The following is a 16,274-nucleotide window of genomic DNA, read 5'->3' on the forward strand; positions in this document are numbered from 1 at the left end:
GGACACTTGCCAATGTTGCGATTTCTCATCGGACGCCTTGCGATCCTGATCCCAACCTTCATCGGCGTTTCACTCATCGCCTTCTCGTTCATTCGTCTGCTGCCCGGTGATCCGGTCATGCTGATGTCGGGCGAGCGCGTGATGGCGCCGGAACGCCATGCCCAGGTCATGCATGATCTCGGCCTCGATCGACCTGTCTACGTTCAGTACCTGGATTACCTCGGCAACGTGGTGCAGGGCGACCTCGGCTCGTCGATCGTCACAAAGCGCCCGGTTTTGCAGGAGTTCGGCTCGCTGTTTCCGGCGACGCTTGAGCTCTCGCTCTGTGCGATCATTTTTGCCATCGTGCTTGGCATTCCCGCCGGCGTCTTTGCCGCGGTCAAGCGAGGAACCTGGTTCGACCAGAGCGTGATGGGCGTCGCCCTCATCGGCTATTCGATGCCGATCTTCTGGTGGGGCCTGCTGCTCATCGTCCTGTTCTCGAATACGCTGCACTGGACGCCCGTGTCCGGCCGTATCTCGCTGATGTACTTCTTCAAGCCGGTCACCGGCTTCATGTTGATCGACAGTCTGCTCTCCGGCCAGGCAGGCGCCTTCAAGTCGGCATTCGTCTCGCTGATCCTGCCGACCATCGTCCTCGGCACCATTCCGCTGGCTGTCATCGCGCGCCAGACGCGCTCGGCCATGCTCGAAGTCCTCGGCGAAGACTATGTTCGTACCGCCCGCTCCAAGGGCCTCGCGCCGCTCCGCGTCGTCGGCGTCCATGCGCTGCGCAACGCGATGATCCCGGTCGTTACCTCGATCGGCCTGCAGGTCGGTGTCCTCCTTGGCGGCGCCATCCTGACGGAAACCATCTTCTCCTGGCCGGGTATCGGCAAGTGGATGGTCGATGCGGTGTTCAAGCGTGACTATACCGTCGTTCAGGGTGGATTGCTGCTGATTGCCGGCATCATCATGCTCGTCAATCTGATCGTCGACCTCATGTACGGTCTCATCAACCCACGCATCAGGCACTAGGAGCGGCTCATGAGCACGGCAACCACAAAGTCTGCCACACCCTCCGGCCTGTCGGAGTTCTGGTACTACTTCTCCCGCAACAAGGGCGCGGTCATCGGCCTCGTCGTCTTCGTCTTCGTTCTCCTGCTGGCGATCTTCGCATCCGTCGTCGCCCCGCATGATCCGAACGTACCGTCAGGCTTCCAGCGCCTGCCGCCGGCATGGGCGGAAGGCGGCAACAGCGCCTATCTGCTCGGCACCGATGCCGTCGGCCGCGATATGCTCTCGCGCCTGATCTACGGCACGCGCTTTTCGCTGTTCATCGGCCTCGTCGTCGCCTCGCTGTCGGCGGTCGCCGGCGTGTTGCTCGGCCTCATCGCCGGCTATTTCCGCGGCCGTACCGATACGATCATCATGCGCGTCATGGATATCATCCTGGCCTTCCCGTCGCTGCTCCTGGCTCTCGTGCTGGTCGCGGTTCTCGGCCCGGGTCTGTTGAATGCCATGATTGCGATCTCGATCGTCAACCAGCCGCACTTCGTCCGCCTGACCCGCGCCGCCGTCATCAGCGAGCGTGAAAAGGAATATGTCGTAGCCTCCCGCGTCGCCGGCGCCGGCACGCTTCGCCTGATGTTCAAGACCATCCTGCCGAACTGCCTGGCACCCTTGATCGTCCAGGCAACGCTCGCCTTCTCGGCGGCGATCCTTGATGCGGCGGCCCTCGGCTTCCTCGGCATGGGTGCCCAGCCGCCGACATCCGAGTGGGGCACGATGCTTGCCGATGCACGCGAATTCTTCCAGAGCTCGCCGTCGCTCGTCACTTTCCCGGGTCTTTGCATCCTCGTCACCGTTCTCGCCATCAACCTGATGGGCGACGGTCTGCGCGATGCGCTCGATCCCAAACTGAAGAGGTCCTGATATGGCACTTCTCGAAATCGAAAATCTCGTCGTCGAGTTCCAGACCTCGACCGGTGCGTTTCGCGCCGTCGATGGCGTCTCGCTCAAGGTTCATGCCGGAGAAGTCCTCGCCATCGTTGGCGAGTCCGGCTCTGGAAAGTCGGTCTCGATGCTCGCCGCGATGGGCCTCCTGCCGTGGACGGCAAAGGTCACCGCCGACAAGATGGTCTTCGACGGTCGCAACCTGCTTGGCATGTCCGCGCGCGAACGACGCAACATCATCGGCAAGGACATGTCGATGATCTTCCAGGAGCCGATCGCCAGCCTCAATCCTTGTTTCACCGTCGGGTTCCAGATCGAAGAGGTCCTGAGAATCCACATGGGCATGAACAAGGCTGCGCGGCGCAAGCGCGCTGTCGAGCTGTTCGAGGCTGTCGGCATTCCCAATCCCGCCGAACGCCTGGGCCACTTCCCGCACCAGATGTCGGGCGGCCAGTGCCAGCGTGTGATGATCGCCATCGCGATTGCCTGCAATCCGAAGCTTCTCATCGCCGACGAACCGACGACCGCGCTCGACGTCACCATTCAGAAACAGATCCTCGATCTCCTGATGCGCCTGCAGACGGAGCACGGCATGGGCCTCATCATGATCACGCACAACATGGGCGTGGTTGCCGAGACCGCCGATCGGGTGATCGTCCAGTACAAGGGTCGCAAGATGGAGGAGGCCGACGTGCTCTCGCTCTTTGAAGCGCCGAAAAGCGATTATACCCGCGCGCTGCTCGCAGCCTTGCCCGACAACGCGACAGGCGACCGCCTGCCGACGATCGGCGAGCTTTTCAATCCAGACAAGACTGTGCAGGGAGCGGCCCAATGACGCCAGTTCTCGAAGGCAAGAATATCGTCCGCAACTACTATCTGCCGGGCGGTCTCTTCAAGAAAGAGAAGACCGTAAACGCCGTCAAGGGCGTGAGCTTCAAGGTCGAGCAGGGCAAGACGCTGGCGATCGTCGGCGAAAGCGGCTGCGGCAAGTCCACGCTCGCCCGTATCATCACCATGATCGATCCGGCAAGCGGCGGTGAGCTGTTCATCGACGGCAAGAAGGTTGATATCGCAGCCGGCGACCTGACGCCCGAGATGCGCCGCAAGGTGCAGATCGTTTTCCAGAACCCATACGGCTCGCTGAACCCGCGCAAGAAGATCGGCGATATCCTGATGGAGCCGCTGATCATCAACACCAACACGCCTGCAGCCGAACGCCGAGAATTGGCGATGGCGATGCTGAAGAAGGTCGGCCTTCAGGACGTCCACTTCAATCGCTATCCGCACATGTTCTCGGGCGGGCAGCGCCAGCGTATCGCCATCGCGCGCGCACTGATGCTGAAGCCACGGCTCCTGGTTCTCGATGAGCCGGTTTCCGCGCTCGACCTGTCGGTGCAGGCTCAGGTGCTGAACCTGCTCGCCGATCTGCAGGACGAGTTGAACCTGACCTACGTCTTCATCAGCCACGACCTCTCGGTCGTTCGCTACATGGCAGACGACGTGATGGTCATGTACTACGGTGAAGCCGTCGAATACGGATCGCGAGATCAGGTCTTCAGTGATCCGCAGCATAGCTATACAAAGACCCTGTTTGCGGCCACGCCGCGCGCCGATGTCGACACCATCAAGGCACGCCTGGCCCGCAAGAATGCATCCCTGTCGGCTGCATCGTAAGGCACGCTCGCCGCGCCTGATCGGGCCGGCGTAACGAGCGAGACGAGCAATGCCAGAGATCGACAACCACCCCCATGCCATTATCGTCATGGGGGTGAGTGGTTCAGGGAAAACGTCGATAGCCGAAAAGCTGGCTGAGTTGCTCGGCATCGGCTTCGTCGAGGGCGACCGCCTACATCCTGCTTCGAACGTCGAGAAGATGTCGAAGGGCATTCCGCTCACCGACGATGACCGCATGCCTTGGCTCGACCTGATCGGCGATGCAATGAAAGCGTCGATCGGCAATGGCCGGGGCATTGTGGTGTCCTGCTCGGCATTGAAGCGCATCTATCGCGATCGTTTGCGCAACGCCGTCGGCGGCAACCTCTATTTCGTCTACCTCTCAGGTTCCGGGGAGTTGCTGACCAGGCGCATGGGCGAGCGCAAGGGCCATTTCATGCCGCTATCGCTGCTCGAAAGCCAGCTTGCGACGCTTGAGGTACCGACCGGCGAAGCGCGTGTCGTCACTGTCGATATCGACGACACGATCGACGGCATCGTCGCCACCGCTCTTCGTGATCTCCGAAAACTTCTTGCCGCCTAGATGAAGCGTTTCGGCGAATAGGCGGAAATATCGATGAAGGGCGTCTCGCCGGTGATCAGCTCCGCGAGGACCCGGCCCGTGACCGGCCCCAGTGTCAGCCCGTGATGGGCATGGCCGAAAGCGAACCACAATCCATCGTGCCGAGGCGCCTTGCCGATAACCGGCATCATGTCCGGCGTGCACGGGCGGGCGCCCATCCAGGGCTCCGGATCCAGCCGCTCGCCAAGCGGAAACACCGTGCGCGCCACCTTTTCGGCACGGTCGAGCTGCACCGGAGTCTTCGGTGCGTCGAGTGCGGCAAACTCCGCGCCCGTGGTCAAGCGGATACCCCGGCTCATCGGCGCGAGGAAGTAACCGCGCTCGGCATCCAGCGTCCAGTTGTTGAGGGTCGCATCGCCTTTTGTGTCGTAATGCATGTGGTAGCCGCGTTTGACGCCGAGCGGAAACGCGTAGCCGAGCCGGCGCGTCGCGACCGCAGCCCAGGGGCCTAGCGCCAGCACAGCGTCTTCGGCTTCGACAGGACCATCACTTGTCACGACCTTCCAGCTCTTGCCGGAACGCCCCAGCGAGTTGGCGTCGCCGGTAACGGACCTGCCGCCCAGGCTCTCGAAGTAGTCTCGATAGGCTGCCGTCAAGCCGTGCGGATCGAGCACCGACCAGGGATCGCGCCAGCGCAACGCCCCCACGAAGTCGCCTCTGATGTCGGGCTCGAGCTTGGCGAGATCGGCACTTCCCAACGTCTCGTAACTGACGCCGAATTCACGCTGAAGGCGCTCCGCCTCCCAGAGCTCCGCATCGCGCCGCGCAGCTGTGCGGAAGATTTCCATCCAACCGTTCTTGCGGATCAGATGCTCCGCGCCCGAGGCCTCGATGAGCTCGTTATGCTCGGAAATCGAATGCTCGATCAGCGGCGCATAGGCTTTCGAAATGATCTCGTGGCGTTTGGCGTTGGAGTTCCACCAGTAGCGCGCGAGGAAGGCAAGCTGGCCAGGCAGCGCCTTGAGATGGTAGTGCGCGTCGATCCGGTTGTTGAAGGCGTAGCGGACCAGAAGGCCGAGCTGCTGGGGAAAGCCGTATGGGACCACACCCTCCCGCTGGATAAGACCGGCATTGCCGAAGGACGTCTCGCGGCCCGGAGCCTTGCGATCAATCAGGACAACCTGTCGCCCGCGGCGTTGCAAATGAATGGCAGTCGATACGCCTACAATGCCGGCACCAAGTACAATTACCGTCTTCGTCATTTTCCGTGCAGCTCACCCTATTTTGCCGAGGAAGATGCATCTGGAAAACCTGCCGCGCAAACGAAATTTCGGTTTCATTTCAAAAACATTCCCGCTCCAACGCGGTGCTTTCCGCAGCGATGCGAACGCGCAGGATGAGCGCATTCAGCAGGGAGAAACCCAGGGCATAGAACGGCAGGCCGAAGGCGAGGGGGAGGGTGGCAATCTCACCCGCGACGATCAGGTAGTTCGGATGTGCCATGAACCGGTAAGGCCCGCTCCGGACCAGCGCAGATCCCGGCAATATCACGATCCGCGTCGTCCATCGCTCCTTCAGGGACGCGATGACCCAGATGCGGCCCGCCTGGAGCAGGCAGAAAGCCACGAGCCAGATGGGATTGATGCTGTGTCCGGGCGCAAGCAACCACAGTCCGCCGAGCCAGAGCGCATGAAGCGTGACCATAAGCGGATAGTGCCGCGCGCCGATTTCATGACCGCCCTTTCTGAGGAGGGCCTCCGTGTTGCGCCGGGCGAGCAGAAGTTCAGCCAGCCGCTGCAGCGTGACGAAGCTGAGAAGGATGATCGCCGGAGACATCATGCGACCCTCCGGAGCGTCATGCAGCTTGCCGAAAAGCCTGGCCCCATCGCCAGCATCGCGGATCGCTCCGGCAATCCCTGTCGAAGCGCTCGCTGCAGCACGAAAAGCACTGTTGGGGATGACATGTTGCCGTATTCGGCGAGAACCTCGCGCTCGACATCCAGAGTTCCTGTCGGCAGACCAAGAACGGTTTCAAGCGCTGCAACCACGCGTGTTCCGCCCGGGTGGCAGATGAACCGGCCGATGTCATTCCGCGAAAGCCCGTTGCGATCGAGGATGGAATCGAGTGCTCCGCCAAGCTCTGCCTCGACGAACGGCGGAAGAGACTGCGCCAGCACCACGCCGAACCCGCCGTCATCGACCTTCCAGCCCATGATGCCGAGCGTATCGGGAAACAGATGCTCCCCGGTCGCCTCGATCTCGATGAGGCCGTCATCGACGCCGCTTTTCAGCACGCAGGCAGCCGCGCCGTCGGCAAAAAGAGCTGTGGCGATGATGTTCGCGCGCGTCAGTTCGTCCAGCCGGAAAGCCAGCGTGCAGAGTTCGATCGCGACGAAAAGTACGACAGCGCCCGGCCGGTTTCTCGCCAGCCGCGCGGCGACCGCCAACCCCGAGACCCCGGCGGCGCAGCCAAGGCCGAAGACCGGTACACGCTCGATGTCGGGTCGAAATCCCATCTGCCGCGCAAGCTGGGCATCGAGACTGGGCGTTGCGAGCCCGGTGGACGAGACAGTGACGATGCAGTCGACAGCGTCGGGTGCGAGATCTGCATCGGCGAGCGCTTTCGTTGCTGCTTCCGCAAACATGCGCCGCGCCGTATCGACATATGCCGACATGCGATCTTCCCACCCATGCGGCTCGGTAAACCAGCTGAGCGGACGTGCGGCGTGGCGGGTTTGAATGCCGGCATTTGTGAAAACACCAGCAAGATGGCGAAAATCCTGGAAGCGGTCTGCGAAAAGGCGTGCGGCCGTTTCCGCGGCGTCTGATTGCTGGATGATATGCTCAGGCACCGCTGTGGCGAGACTCAGCAGTTGCACGTTGTTGTCCACGAAATGCTCCTCTTGCTCCCGGCAGACAGTAAACCCCTCGTCGGCCTATTTTATTCGCCGGGCGCACTCACAAAGGTGTGATCGAAATCATGCCCGCCGACCTCGAATAAAAATCGCCGCCCGCGTGTTCATTCTCTGCAACTCGATTCAAAGGAGATGAATCCATGACGACTGCGAGCGTTAAGATTGCGTCCGTCGTTGCTGGCGGCTGCATGGCGGCTCTGGCCCTGTCGATGCCTGCTTTCGCGGCGGGTGGAAGCGATGACGGCGCGACCATGCCGGTGTGCAAGAAGGGTCAGATGTACGACAAGAAGACGCAGAAATGCGTCAAGCAGCAGGGCGCCAACGTGACCGACGAAAATCGGGCCGACTACGCCTACGCCCTGGCGAAAGCCGAGCGTTACGACGAGGCGCTTGCCATGCTCGACACGCTGCAAAATCCGAACACCGCCGAAGCACTGAACTACCGCGGCTATGCAACGCGCAAACTCGGACGGACGGACGAGGGGATTTCCTACTACCTCAAATCCGTGCAGCTCGACCCCGGCTACGCGAAAGTGCGGGAGTACCTCGGCGAAGCCTACGTCATCAAGGGCCAGATCGATCTTGCCAAGGATCAGCTGAGCACGATCAAGACGATCTGCGGTACGGACTGCGAGGAATATCGCGATCTGCACGAAGCAATCACCGATCCCTCGAAGATCTGATCGACCGAGCGGAAATACGGTGCGCAGGGAGCTTTTCGATGCCGGTCGCCTACACCGAGTTTCCCGCCTATAGTCCTGCAAGACGAGGCCCGCAGGTTGCATCTGCGGGCCCCGACGACAAACCCGCGGCGGAGGCAGTCATCGCGAGCGAAGCGGATATAAGAGGCGGGCTGGCCGGGCATCTTACCCGGCTGTGGCGCTATGGCCTCGTCCTGTCGCACCGGCGTGACGTGGCCGACGATCTCGTCCAGCAGACATGTATGCGAGCGCTGGAACGAGCCGGCCAGTTTCAGCCGGGCACGCGGCTGGACCGCTGGCTCTTCGCGATCCTGCATTCGATCTGGCTGAACGAGATACGTTCGATGCGCGTCCGCCAGGGACATGGTTTCGTCGATGCCGAAGACACGCTCGTGGTGGACGGCGCCCGCGAAGTCGAAGGCCACGTGATGAGAGGTCAGATATTGCGTCTGGTGAACGGTTTGCCCGACGCGCAGCGTGCGGCGGTCTTCCTGGCCTATGTGGAAGGCCTGTCCTACAAGGAAGTGGCGGAAATATTGAATGTCCCGATCGGAACGGTGATGAGCCGCCTTGCCGCGGCCCGCGCCAAGCTCGCCGAGGGTCTCGCAGGAGGGGAGGCAGCAGGATGAGCGACGAAAGAAAACACCCCTCTGATGAAGAACTGACCGCCTTTCTCGACGGCGAACTTTCCCCGGACGATGCCCGCCGGATCGAAACTCTGATTGCAGCCGATGGCGGTGTTGCCGAACGCATCGAATTCCTGTCGCGCGCCAGCCTTCCGTTCGATCAGGCCTTCGCGCCGCTCCTCGCCGCAGCACCTCATGATGATTTGCAGGCAATGCTGGCCAAGCTTTCGCCGTTACCCGAGGCCCGACCAGCAAGAGCCGGGCGCCGCGCCTTCCTCGGCGCACTCGCCGCAAGCCTCGTTGCCGGCATTGCTGTCGACCGTGGCTACATCGGACTGCGCCGGCATCTCGACCGGGATGAAAGCAGCGAATGGCGCGCGGTCGTGGCCGAGTACATCGATCTCTACACGGCCGATACGCTCTCGGGGCCGACGCCTGGCATCGAGACCCAGACCGCCGAGCTTGCGGTCATTCGCGACAAGCTTGGTCTTTCCCTGTCGCCGGCGTCTGTCGCTTTGTCGGGGGTCGAATTCAAGCGTGCGCTTGTCCTGCAGTATGACGGCAAGCCGCTCGCCCAGATAGCCTATCTCGATCCCGAAACCGGTCCGCTTGCGCTCTGCATCGTTCGTACGGAGGAAGGAGCGCAGCCGCTGCGCATGGAGGGGCGAAAAGGCATGAACGTGGTCTATTGGTCGAGGGGATCGCATGCCTTCATGCTGATCGGCCACGCATCGCCGGAAAGGATGAAGGAGATCGCCGGCGATGTCGAAAACAGGGTGGCGGCGTAAACAGGCGCTACCGTCCTGATTATCTCCACATCGTTCGCATGCGCGCCCCGACGTCGACGCGAATTTGCTTCGTGCTCCGTTCCGTGGAGGATGCCTTGACCAGCGGCCAGCTGGCGGCCTCGAAATACTGCAGCAGCGTCACCGGGATGAAGCGCGTGCGCGACGCATAAACGTGGCGGTCGCCCTGGCCGTGCTGGCCGCTGGTGAAGAAGCGTTGCGGCGTGATGAGCGTCAGGCTGTCCTTGGCGCGGGTCATCCCGACATAGAGCAGCCGCCGCTCCTCTTCGATCTCATCGGTGGTTCCGACGGCAAGATCGGACGGGATGCAGCCGTCCACGACATTCAGCATGAACACCGCCCGCCATTCCTGCCCCTTGGACGAATGGATGGTCGAGAGGATCAGATAGTCCTCGTCGAGCAGCGGCACGCCCGCCTGGTCGCTGGTTGCATCCGGTGGATCGAGCGTCAGTTCGGTCAGGAACCGCTCCCGGCTGGCATAGCCGGCCGCGATCTGCTCGAGCTGCAACAGGTCCGCCTTGCGTGTCTCGCCATCCTCATGAATGCGCTCGAGATGCGGTTCGTACCAGGTGCGGGCCTGAGCGATTTCAGCGGGCCACGCCCCATCGGAGCGACGCAGCCCCTCGAGCAGCTGGATCAATGCGGGCCAATGCTCGCCGGTCTTTGCGGGTGGCGGTATCTCGGCAAGCGCGACCAGCGGCTCCGGATCAGCCGCGATCGCATCCAGTATCTTGCTCGCCGTCTGCGGCCCGATGCCGGGCAGCATCTGCAGCAACCGGAACCCGGAGACACGGTCTCTCGGGTTTTGCGCAAACCTGAGGACTGCAAGCATGTCCTTCACATGCGCAGCATCCAGGAACTTCAGCCCGCCGAACTTGACGAACGGAATGTTTCGCCGCGTCAGCTCCACCTCCAGCGCGCCGCTGTGGCTTGAGGTGCGAAACAGCACGGCCTGCTGCTTGAGAGGCATACCGACCTCGCGATTGGCGAGGATCTGTTCGACGATGTAATTTGCCTGATCGGTCTCGTCCTTGACGGTCAGAAGCTTCGGGCGCTCTTCCGATTGCCGGTCCGTCCACAGGTTCTTCGTGAAGCGCTCGCGCGCCAGGTCGATCACCCCGTTTGCCGCCGCCAAGATCGTCTGCGTCGACCGATAGTTTCGATCGAGCGTGACGATATCGGCCGGCGGGGAGAACGCTTTCGGAAAGTCGAGGATGTTGCGGATCGTTGCTGCCCGGAACGAATAGATCGACTGGGCATCGTCGCCGACAACCGTCAGCCCATGCCCCTGCGGCCTCAGCGCCATCAGCACCGAGGACTGCAGCTTGTTCGTATCCTGGTATTCGTCGACGAGAACATGGTCGAAGCGTCCGCCGATGTCGGCCGCAAGCTCGTCGTCGCTGACCATCTGCGCCCAGTAAAGCAGCAGGTCGTCGTAATCGAGGACGTTCTGCGACTGCTTGGCCTCGACATAGCCGGCAAACAGCTCCCGCAGTTGCTCTTCCCATCCTGACACCCAAGGATACCAGGTCTTCAGCACCTCGTTCAACGGCGCCTCGGAGTTCACCGCGCGCGAGTAGATTGAAAGACAGGTGCCCTTGGTCGGAAACCTGCTTTCCGTCTTGGAAAACCCGAGTTCATGCCGGACGAGGTTCATCAGGTCGGCACTGTCTTCGCGATCGTGGATGGTGAAATCGACGTTCAGGCCGATCTGTTCGGCATAGATCCGCAACAGTCGGGCGCCGATGCCGTGAAAGGTGCCGGCCCAGGTCAGCGCTTCGCTCAAGGCGCCCGCTTTGGCGCCGAGCACCTGTCTCGAAATTCGGTCTACCCGCCGGGCCATTTCAGCGGCAGCGCGGCGGGAGAAGGTCATGAGGAGAATACGGCGCGGGTCGGCGCCGTTGACGATGAGGTGCGCCACCCGATGGGCGAGCGTGTTTGTCTTGCCCGAGCCAGCGCCGGCAATGATCAGCAGCGGCCCGGCCGCCTTGTCCTCGCCAATTCCATGTTCGACAGCCAGCCGTTGTTGGTCGTTCAGCTTGTCGAGATAGGCGGCTGCCGGCATCTATGTCTTTTCCTTCATGTTGCCCGAGCCGCAATGCGCACGACTCGGAACAAATATGGAACATAGCAGTGTCGCCGCGTCGTGGGAAGATCGTTTGAGCCGCTGGCAGCCATCGCTGTCTCTTGTGCACTGCGCAAAAGCACGGGACAGCCTGCCAATTGCATGGCATAAGGGCGCCCAAACGCGTTTTTTCCGGAACTCCTCCTTATATGATTCGTATCGAAAATATCAGCAAGCAGAACAGCCACCGCATTCTCTTCATAGAGGCATCGGCTGCCCTCAACAGAGGCGAGAAGATCGGCCTCGTCGGCCCGAACGGCGCCGGCAAGACCACCCTGTTCAGAATGATCACAGGCGACGAAACGCCTGACGAAGGCCAGGTCTCCGCCGACAAGGGCGTGACGATCGGCTATTTCAACCAGGATGTTGGTGAAATGGGAGGCCGCAGCGCGGTCGCCGAAGTCATGGAAGGTGCTGGCCCCGTCAGCGTCGTTGCCGCCGAACTGGCGGAGCTCGAAGCCGAGATGGTCGATCCTGACAAGCTCGACGAGATGGACCGGATCATCGAACGCTACGGCGAAGTGCAGGCACGTTACGAAGAGCTGGACGGCTACGCGCTCGAGGGACGTGCGCGCGAAGTTCTGGCAGGCTTGAGCTTCAGCCAGGAAATGATGGACGGCGATGTCGGCGGCCTGTCGGGCGGCTGGAAGATGCGTGTTGCGCTTGCCCGCATCCTGCTCATGCGCCCTGATGTCATGCTCCTCGACGAGCCGAGCAACCATCTGGATCTCGAAAGCCTGATTTGGCTCGAGGAATTCCTGAAGGGCTACGAGGGAGCCATTTTGATGACCTCTCACGATCGCGAGTTCATGAACCGCATCGTCGGCAAGATCATCGAGATCGATGCCGGGTCGCTGAACTCCTATTCCGGCGACTACGGCTTCTACGAACAGCAGCGTGCGCAGAACGAGAAGCAGCAGCAGGCGCAGTTCGAGCGCCAGCAGGCGATGCTTGCCAAGGAAATCAAGTTCATCGAGCGCTTCAAGGCGCGCGCCTCGCATGCTTCGCAGGTGCAGAGCCGGGTGAAGAAGCTGGAAAAGATCGATCGCGTCGAGCCGCCCAAGCGCCGCCAGACCGTGGCCTTCGAGTTTCTGCCGGCGCCGCGCTCCGGCGAGGATGTGATCAACGTCAAGAACGTCCACAAGAAATACGGCAGCCGGGTGATCTACGAAGGCCTCGATTTCATGGTGCGGCGCAAGGAGCGCTGGTGCATCATGGGCATCAACGGCGCCGGCAAGTCGACGCTTCTGAAGCTGGTGGCGGGCTCCGCCGAACCGGATACCGGCAGCGTCGCGATCGGAGCAAGCGTCAAGATGGGCTATTTCGCCCAGCACGCCATGGACCTTCTCGATGGCGAGCTGACCGTTCTGGAATGGCTGGAGGAGTCCTTCCCGCTGTCGGGCCAGGCACCGTTGCGCGCGCTTGCCGGCTGTTTCGGTTTTTCCGGTGACGATGTCGAGAAGAAGTGCCGCGTGCTCTCGGGCGGCGAGAAGGCCCGCCTGGTCATGGCCAAGATGCTCTTCGACCCGCCAAACCTTCTGGTCCTCGACGAGCCGACCAACCACCTCGACCTCGACACCAAGGAGATGCTGATCAAGGCGCTCTCCGAATACGAGGGCACGATGCTCTTCGTCTCGCACGACCGCCACTTCCTCGCGGCCTTGTCGAACCGGGTGCTGGAACTGACACCTGACGGCATCCACCAGTATCCGGGCGGCTATACGGAATATGTGGAAAGCACCGGCCAGGAAGCGCCGGGTCTGCGGAGCTAAGCCAGGGCCGATGTCCGAACCGGTGAGCGCGCCTCAGGCGCGCTCTTCCCACACCTTGACGAGTTCGACGATCGTCTGAACTGCCTTCTCCATGTCTTGCCGGCTGATCCATTCGAGCGGCGAATGAAACGCATGCCCGCCGGCGAAAATGTTGGGGCACGGCAATCCCATGAACGACAGGCGCGAACCGTCTGTACCGCCTCGAATGCTGCCTCTCACCGGCTCCAGGCCGGCACGGCGAACCGCTTCGATGGCGTTGTCGACGATCTCTGGATGGCGGTCGAGAACAGACTTCATGTTGCGGTATTGCTGTTTGACCTCGAAGCGGTAGGTCGAGCCGGGGTAACCCGACAGTACATCTTTCACGATGCCTTCAAGCAGAGCTTCCTTGGCGACTAGGCCATCCTCGGTAAAGTCACGAACGATAAGGCTGATGGTCGCCTTCTCCATTGATCCCTCGATGCCGGTCGGGTGAATGAAACCATCTCTTCCGGCTGTGGTTTCAGGGGCCATGTTGCCAGGTAGCCGATCGACGATCGACGCTGCGATCTTGGCCGCGTTCTCCATCTTTCCTTTGGCAAAGCCCGGATGCATGGCAACGCCAAGAATGGTGATCTGGACACCATCGGCGGAAAAGGTCTCGTCCTCGACGTGGCCGGCTGTCTCGCCGTCCATCGTATAAGCGAATTGCGCACCGAGCTTGACGAGATCGACCTTGTCGACACCACGCCCGATCTCTTCGTCGGGCGTGAACAACAGCTTGACCGTGCCGCGGCGAATCTCGGGATGCTCCAACAGGAATTTGGCCGCGGTCATGATCTCGGCAACACCGGCTTTGTCGTCGGCGCCAAGGAGCGTCGTGCCGTCGGTGGTTATGATGTCATTGCCGATTTGATCGCGCAGCGCTGGATGGTCGCTCGCCCGGATGACCTGCTGAGGGTCGCCCGTCAGAACAATATCGCCGCCGCGGTAGTTGCACAGCGTTCGTGGTTTGACGCCGGTGCCGCTGAAATCGGGCGCCGTGTCCATGTGCGAACAGAAGCAAATGGTCGGCACGGTCTTCTCGACATTCCCGGGAATGGTTGCGTAGACGTAGCCGTGCTCATCCAGATGGGCGTCTTCCAGTCCCATCAGCAGAAGCTCGTCCGCCAGCAAGGCCCCGAGGGTCTTCTGCTTTTCAGTGGAAGGTTGCGCGGAAGACTGCGGATCGGACTGGGTGTCGATGACGACATAACGAAGAAAGCGATCGGTAACGGTATCAGACATGGCGGCTTCCGAATAATGACATCAAATCACAATGATGCACTAAACCACCCAGGCGCGCGGCCTGCTATTCCGAAAGAGTTTTGTCGTGGGAGAATTGGCTGGGGAACCTGGATTCTCACATGATTTCAATGACTTATGGAAAAGCCTTTGAAATCCCCTCTGTTTTCCCATCGTGAGCGACCGTGGATGCCACCTTTGTGCCCTGGCTTTGGGCATCAGTCAACAGGACGGGCGAGCGGCAATAATTTCCGGTTTCGAAGGTCAAGTATGCGGTGAGGCGGCCACAAAGCGCCCGGCCGCTCTGCGCCCCCATGCATGTCGGTCGTTCAGAAACACAGCGTCGACACTTTTAAGCGGACATTGAACGGAGCGCGCCATGAGCGGCGATATAATGTTGCAGGTCAGAAGCCGCACTCAGGCTGCGCGAGAGGATCCGGGAGGCGAGGGCACCTAGGCCTCATCATCCTTATCCCCCGCGAGGCCAATCAGGTCGAGGGATGTTGATCGGTCCGCCTTCTGCTCGACAATTTGATCTCCCCACTCCTCGTGACTCCAGCCGCACTGCATGCACTTCCCGCCGCTCTCCTCGTCAGCGCTGAGCAGCTCGCTTTCGCATTCGTCGTTGGGGCACGCGCCGACCTTCATCGGATACACGCCGTCGCAGATCACGCAGCGGACCTCGAGAGTGTCGACCATCCGGAACGACGTCGGCGCATCGGTCTCGTAGGGTTCATGGCCGCCCAGCCTCGCGTCAGACGAGCAACTGAAGCAGATTAAACGACGCTCCTCTCGCTCGTGCCCCATCAGCCACCTGTACTGGCCGTCGGACAGGCCCGGAAGGAGCTGCCAAAGCTCGTGGAATAGATCGCTTCGCTCGTTATAGTCGCTGTCGGCGTAGTTGGCCCAGCGGTGCAGCGTGGCGAAGTGGAGTCGGTCCTCCATCCAACGGCGGCCGGGATACAGCTCAGTGTAGTGCATCTGCAGAATGTCGATGATCACCTGAGGGTCAAGCGCCCTCCTATAGATGCCAAGGTGATACATCTTGTTCCGGTTGCGCCTGATCTCATCGAACATCGCCTGGAACTCCTTCGACAGCAAGGTGGAGCAGAAGGTGTTGTGGACCCGGACAAGTTCCGAGGCGTCGATGGTCGGGAAGTCGGTGAAGTCCCAGGTGTTCGTGGCAGAGTCGGCGGGCTTGATGTCCGTGCGCTTGAGCAGGAGGTACGGACTCACGTCGCATATCTGCGCCTTCAAACCGATCTCCTGGCTCTGCTGGATCAGCGTATAGATGCCCTGCAGGTCACTCTGGGCAGCCTCGATGTAGTCCCGCCACTCGCTGATCACCTCGTCGCCGGAACTGTCGGCCCTGTCGAGGTAGAAGTGCCCGCGCTCCGGCGACCAGTCGGGCGTCGCGAGTCCGCTAAACCTCTCCCATTCTGTGACAATCGCCGTCACCTCGGACCATGCTTTGAAGTAGAGCCGCAGGCTGACGGTGCGCAGCTCGTCTGCTGTCGGTACGTTCTCGATCACGCTTCAGGGTCCTCCTCAAAAGGACTCGTGGACTAAACGGAACCAGCATTCAAGATCCCAGATCGGCGCGAGGCGCCTGACATATACCGGGGCCTTTTGCGCAAAGCGAATTTGTGCGCTGGTTTCAAGCGCGACGCGGTGCGTCAGATCACCGAACGGGGCTATCAGGTCCCGGAGGTTTCGCAACGGCTCGACGTGAGCCAGCGTTCGCTCTACGAGTGGTGGTTGGAAGTTTGCCGCATGGAATACCAAAAGCAGTGTGGCGATTCTACAAAGCGTCTCCATTTCGGCCGTTGAGATCAGCTTTACCGCCGCCAAGGAGCAGTATTGGGGACGGCTCTGCTGATAGTCGTGGCTGCGAC

At 61.3% G+C, this 16,274-nt stretch carries 15 protein-coding genes and 1 pseudogene; 10 read left to right on the forward strand and 6 right to left on the reverse strand.

The window, feature by feature from the left end; genetic code table 11:
* Positions 1 to 12: 12 nt before the first annotated feature.
* Genes ASE04_RS24760 through ASE04_RS24780 form a run of 5 tightly spaced genes read left to right on the forward strand, consistent with a single transcriptional unit; the run spans position 13 to position 4,192 of the window.
* Positions 13 to 1,017 carry an ABC transporter permease subunit gene (locus ASE04_RS24760; protein WP_056824257.1) on the forward strand — a complete coding sequence of 335 codons (1,005 nt, stop codon included), beginning with the start codon at positions 13 to 15 and terminating at the stop codon, positions 1,015 to 1,017.
* A gap of 9 nt (positions 1,018 to 1,026) precedes the next feature.
* Complete coding sequence (locus tag ASE04_RS24765) at positions 1,027 to 1,914, forward strand: ABC transporter permease subunit (RefSeq protein ID WP_056824262.1); 888 nt, start codon at positions 1,027 to 1,029, stop codon at positions 1,912 to 1,914.
* A gap of 1 nt (position 1,915) precedes the next feature.
* Positions 1,916 to 2,770 carry an ABC transporter ATP-binding protein gene (locus tag ASE04_RS24770; protein ID WP_082597474.1) on the forward strand — a complete coding sequence of 285 codons (855 nt, stop codon included), beginning with the start codon at positions 1,916 to 1,918 and terminating at the stop codon, positions 2,768 to 2,770.
* A complete protein-coding gene (locus ASE04_RS24775; protein ID WP_056824264.1) occupies positions 2,767 to 3,609 on the forward strand; it encodes a dipeptide ABC transporter ATP-binding protein in 843 nt (280 codons plus the stop codon). The genes ASE04_RS24770 and ASE04_RS24775 overlap by 4 nt, the downstream gene beginning before the upstream one ends.
* A 49-nt stretch (positions 3,610 to 3,658) precedes the next feature.
* Positions 3,659 to 4,192, forward strand: a complete 534-nt coding sequence (locus ASE04_RS24780; RefSeq protein WP_056824267.1) for a gluconokinase — start codon at positions 3,659 to 3,661, stop codon at positions 4,190 to 4,192.
* Here ASE04_RS24780 and ASE04_RS24785 read toward each other — a convergent pair.
* The 3 genes from ASE04_RS24785 to ASE04_RS24795 form a co-directional block, all read right to left on the reverse strand.
* Positions 4,189 to 5,433 (reverse strand): NAD(P)/FAD-dependent oxidoreductase, encoded by a 1,245-nt coding sequence (locus ASE04_RS24785; RefSeq protein ID WP_056824269.1) that lies wholly within the window; start codon positions 5,431 to 5,433, stop codon positions 4,189 to 4,191. The genes ASE04_RS24780 and ASE04_RS24785 overlap by 4 nt on opposite strands.
* 79 nt (positions 5,434 to 5,512) lie before the next feature.
* Complete coding sequence (locus tag ASE04_RS24790) at positions 5,513 to 6,010, reverse strand: isoprenylcysteine carboxyl methyltransferase family protein (RefSeq protein ID WP_056824272.1); 498 nt, start codon at positions 6,008 to 6,010, stop codon at positions 5,513 to 5,515.
* Positions 6,007 to 7,062, reverse strand: coding sequence for a type III polyketide synthase (locus ASE04_RS24795; protein ID WP_056824275.1), 1,056 nt, complete (start codon positions 7,060 to 7,062; stop codon positions 6,007 to 6,009). Before ASE04_RS24795 ends, ASE04_RS24790 begins: the two co-directional genes overlap by 4 nt.
* A gap of 164 nt (positions 7,063 to 7,226) precedes the next feature.
* Between ASE04_RS24795 and ASE04_RS24800 the strand changes: the two genes are divergently transcribed.
* Genes ASE04_RS24800 through ASE04_RS24810 form a run of 3 tightly spaced genes read left to right on the forward strand, consistent with a single transcriptional unit; the run spans position 7,227 to position 9,201 of the window.
* Positions 7,227 to 7,769 carry a tetratricopeptide repeat protein gene (locus ASE04_RS24800; RefSeq protein ID WP_056824280.1) on the forward strand — a complete coding sequence of 181 codons (543 nt, stop codon included), beginning with the start codon at positions 7,227 to 7,229 and terminating at the stop codon, positions 7,767 to 7,769.
* Between the two features lie 38 nt (positions 7,770 to 7,807).
* A complete protein-coding gene (locus tag ASE04_RS24805; protein WP_056824283.1) occupies positions 7,808 to 8,416 on the forward strand; it encodes an RNA polymerase sigma factor in 609 nt (202 codons plus the stop codon).
* The gene (locus ASE04_RS24810; protein ID WP_056824286.1) at positions 8,413 to 9,201 is read left to right on the forward strand and encodes an anti-sigma factor family protein; all 789 of its coding nucleotides are present in this window, start codon (positions 8,413 to 8,415) and stop codon (positions 9,199 to 9,201) included. The genes ASE04_RS24805 and ASE04_RS24810 overlap by 4 nt, the downstream gene beginning before the upstream one ends.
* A gap of 19 nt (positions 9,202 to 9,220) precedes the next feature.
* On the opposite strand, the gene ASE04_RS24815 is transcribed toward ASE04_RS24810, so the two are convergent.
* Entirely contained in the window at positions 9,221 to 11,284 is a 2,064-nt protein-coding gene (locus tag ASE04_RS24815) for an ATP-dependent helicase (protein ID WP_056824289.1), read from the reverse strand.
* Between the two features lie 209 nt (positions 11,285 to 11,493).
* On the opposite strand from ASE04_RS24815, the gene ASE04_RS24820 reads away from it, so the two are divergent.
* Entirely contained in the window at positions 11,494 to 13,116 is a 1,623-nt protein-coding gene (locus tag ASE04_RS24820; protein ID WP_056824292.1) for an ABC-F family ATP-binding cassette domain-containing protein, read from the forward strand.
* Positions 13,117 to 13,149: 33 nt separating this feature from the next.
* Here the strand turns inward: ASE04_RS24820 and pepT are convergent, their stop codons facing one another.
* Both pepT and ASE04_RS24830 read right to left on the reverse strand, forming a co-directional pair.
* Positions 13,150 to 14,382 carry a peptidase T gene (pepT, locus tag ASE04_RS24825; RefSeq protein ID WP_056824295.1) on the reverse strand — a complete coding sequence of 411 codons (1,233 nt, stop codon included), beginning with the start codon at positions 14,380 to 14,382 and terminating at the stop codon, positions 13,150 to 13,152.
* 450 nt (positions 14,383 to 14,832) lie between these two features.
* Entirely contained in the window at positions 14,833 to 15,912 is a 1,080-nt protein-coding gene (locus ASE04_RS24830; RefSeq protein WP_056824297.1) for a hypothetical protein, read from the reverse strand.
* A 96-nt stretch (positions 15,913 to 16,008) separates the two neighbouring features.
* Between ASE04_RS24830 and ASE04_RS30385 the strand changes: the two are divergent.
* Positions 16,009 to 16,134 (forward strand): annotated as a pseudogene (locus ASE04_RS30385) (transposase); the annotation flags it as partial.
* Positions 16,135 to 16,274: the final 140 nt, after the last annotated feature.

The sequence above is a fragment of the Rhizobium sp. Root708 genome, from assembly GCF_001429725.1.
Taxonomy (GTDB): Bacteria; Pseudomonadota; Alphaproteobacteria; order Rhizobiales; family Rhizobiaceae; genus Rhizobium.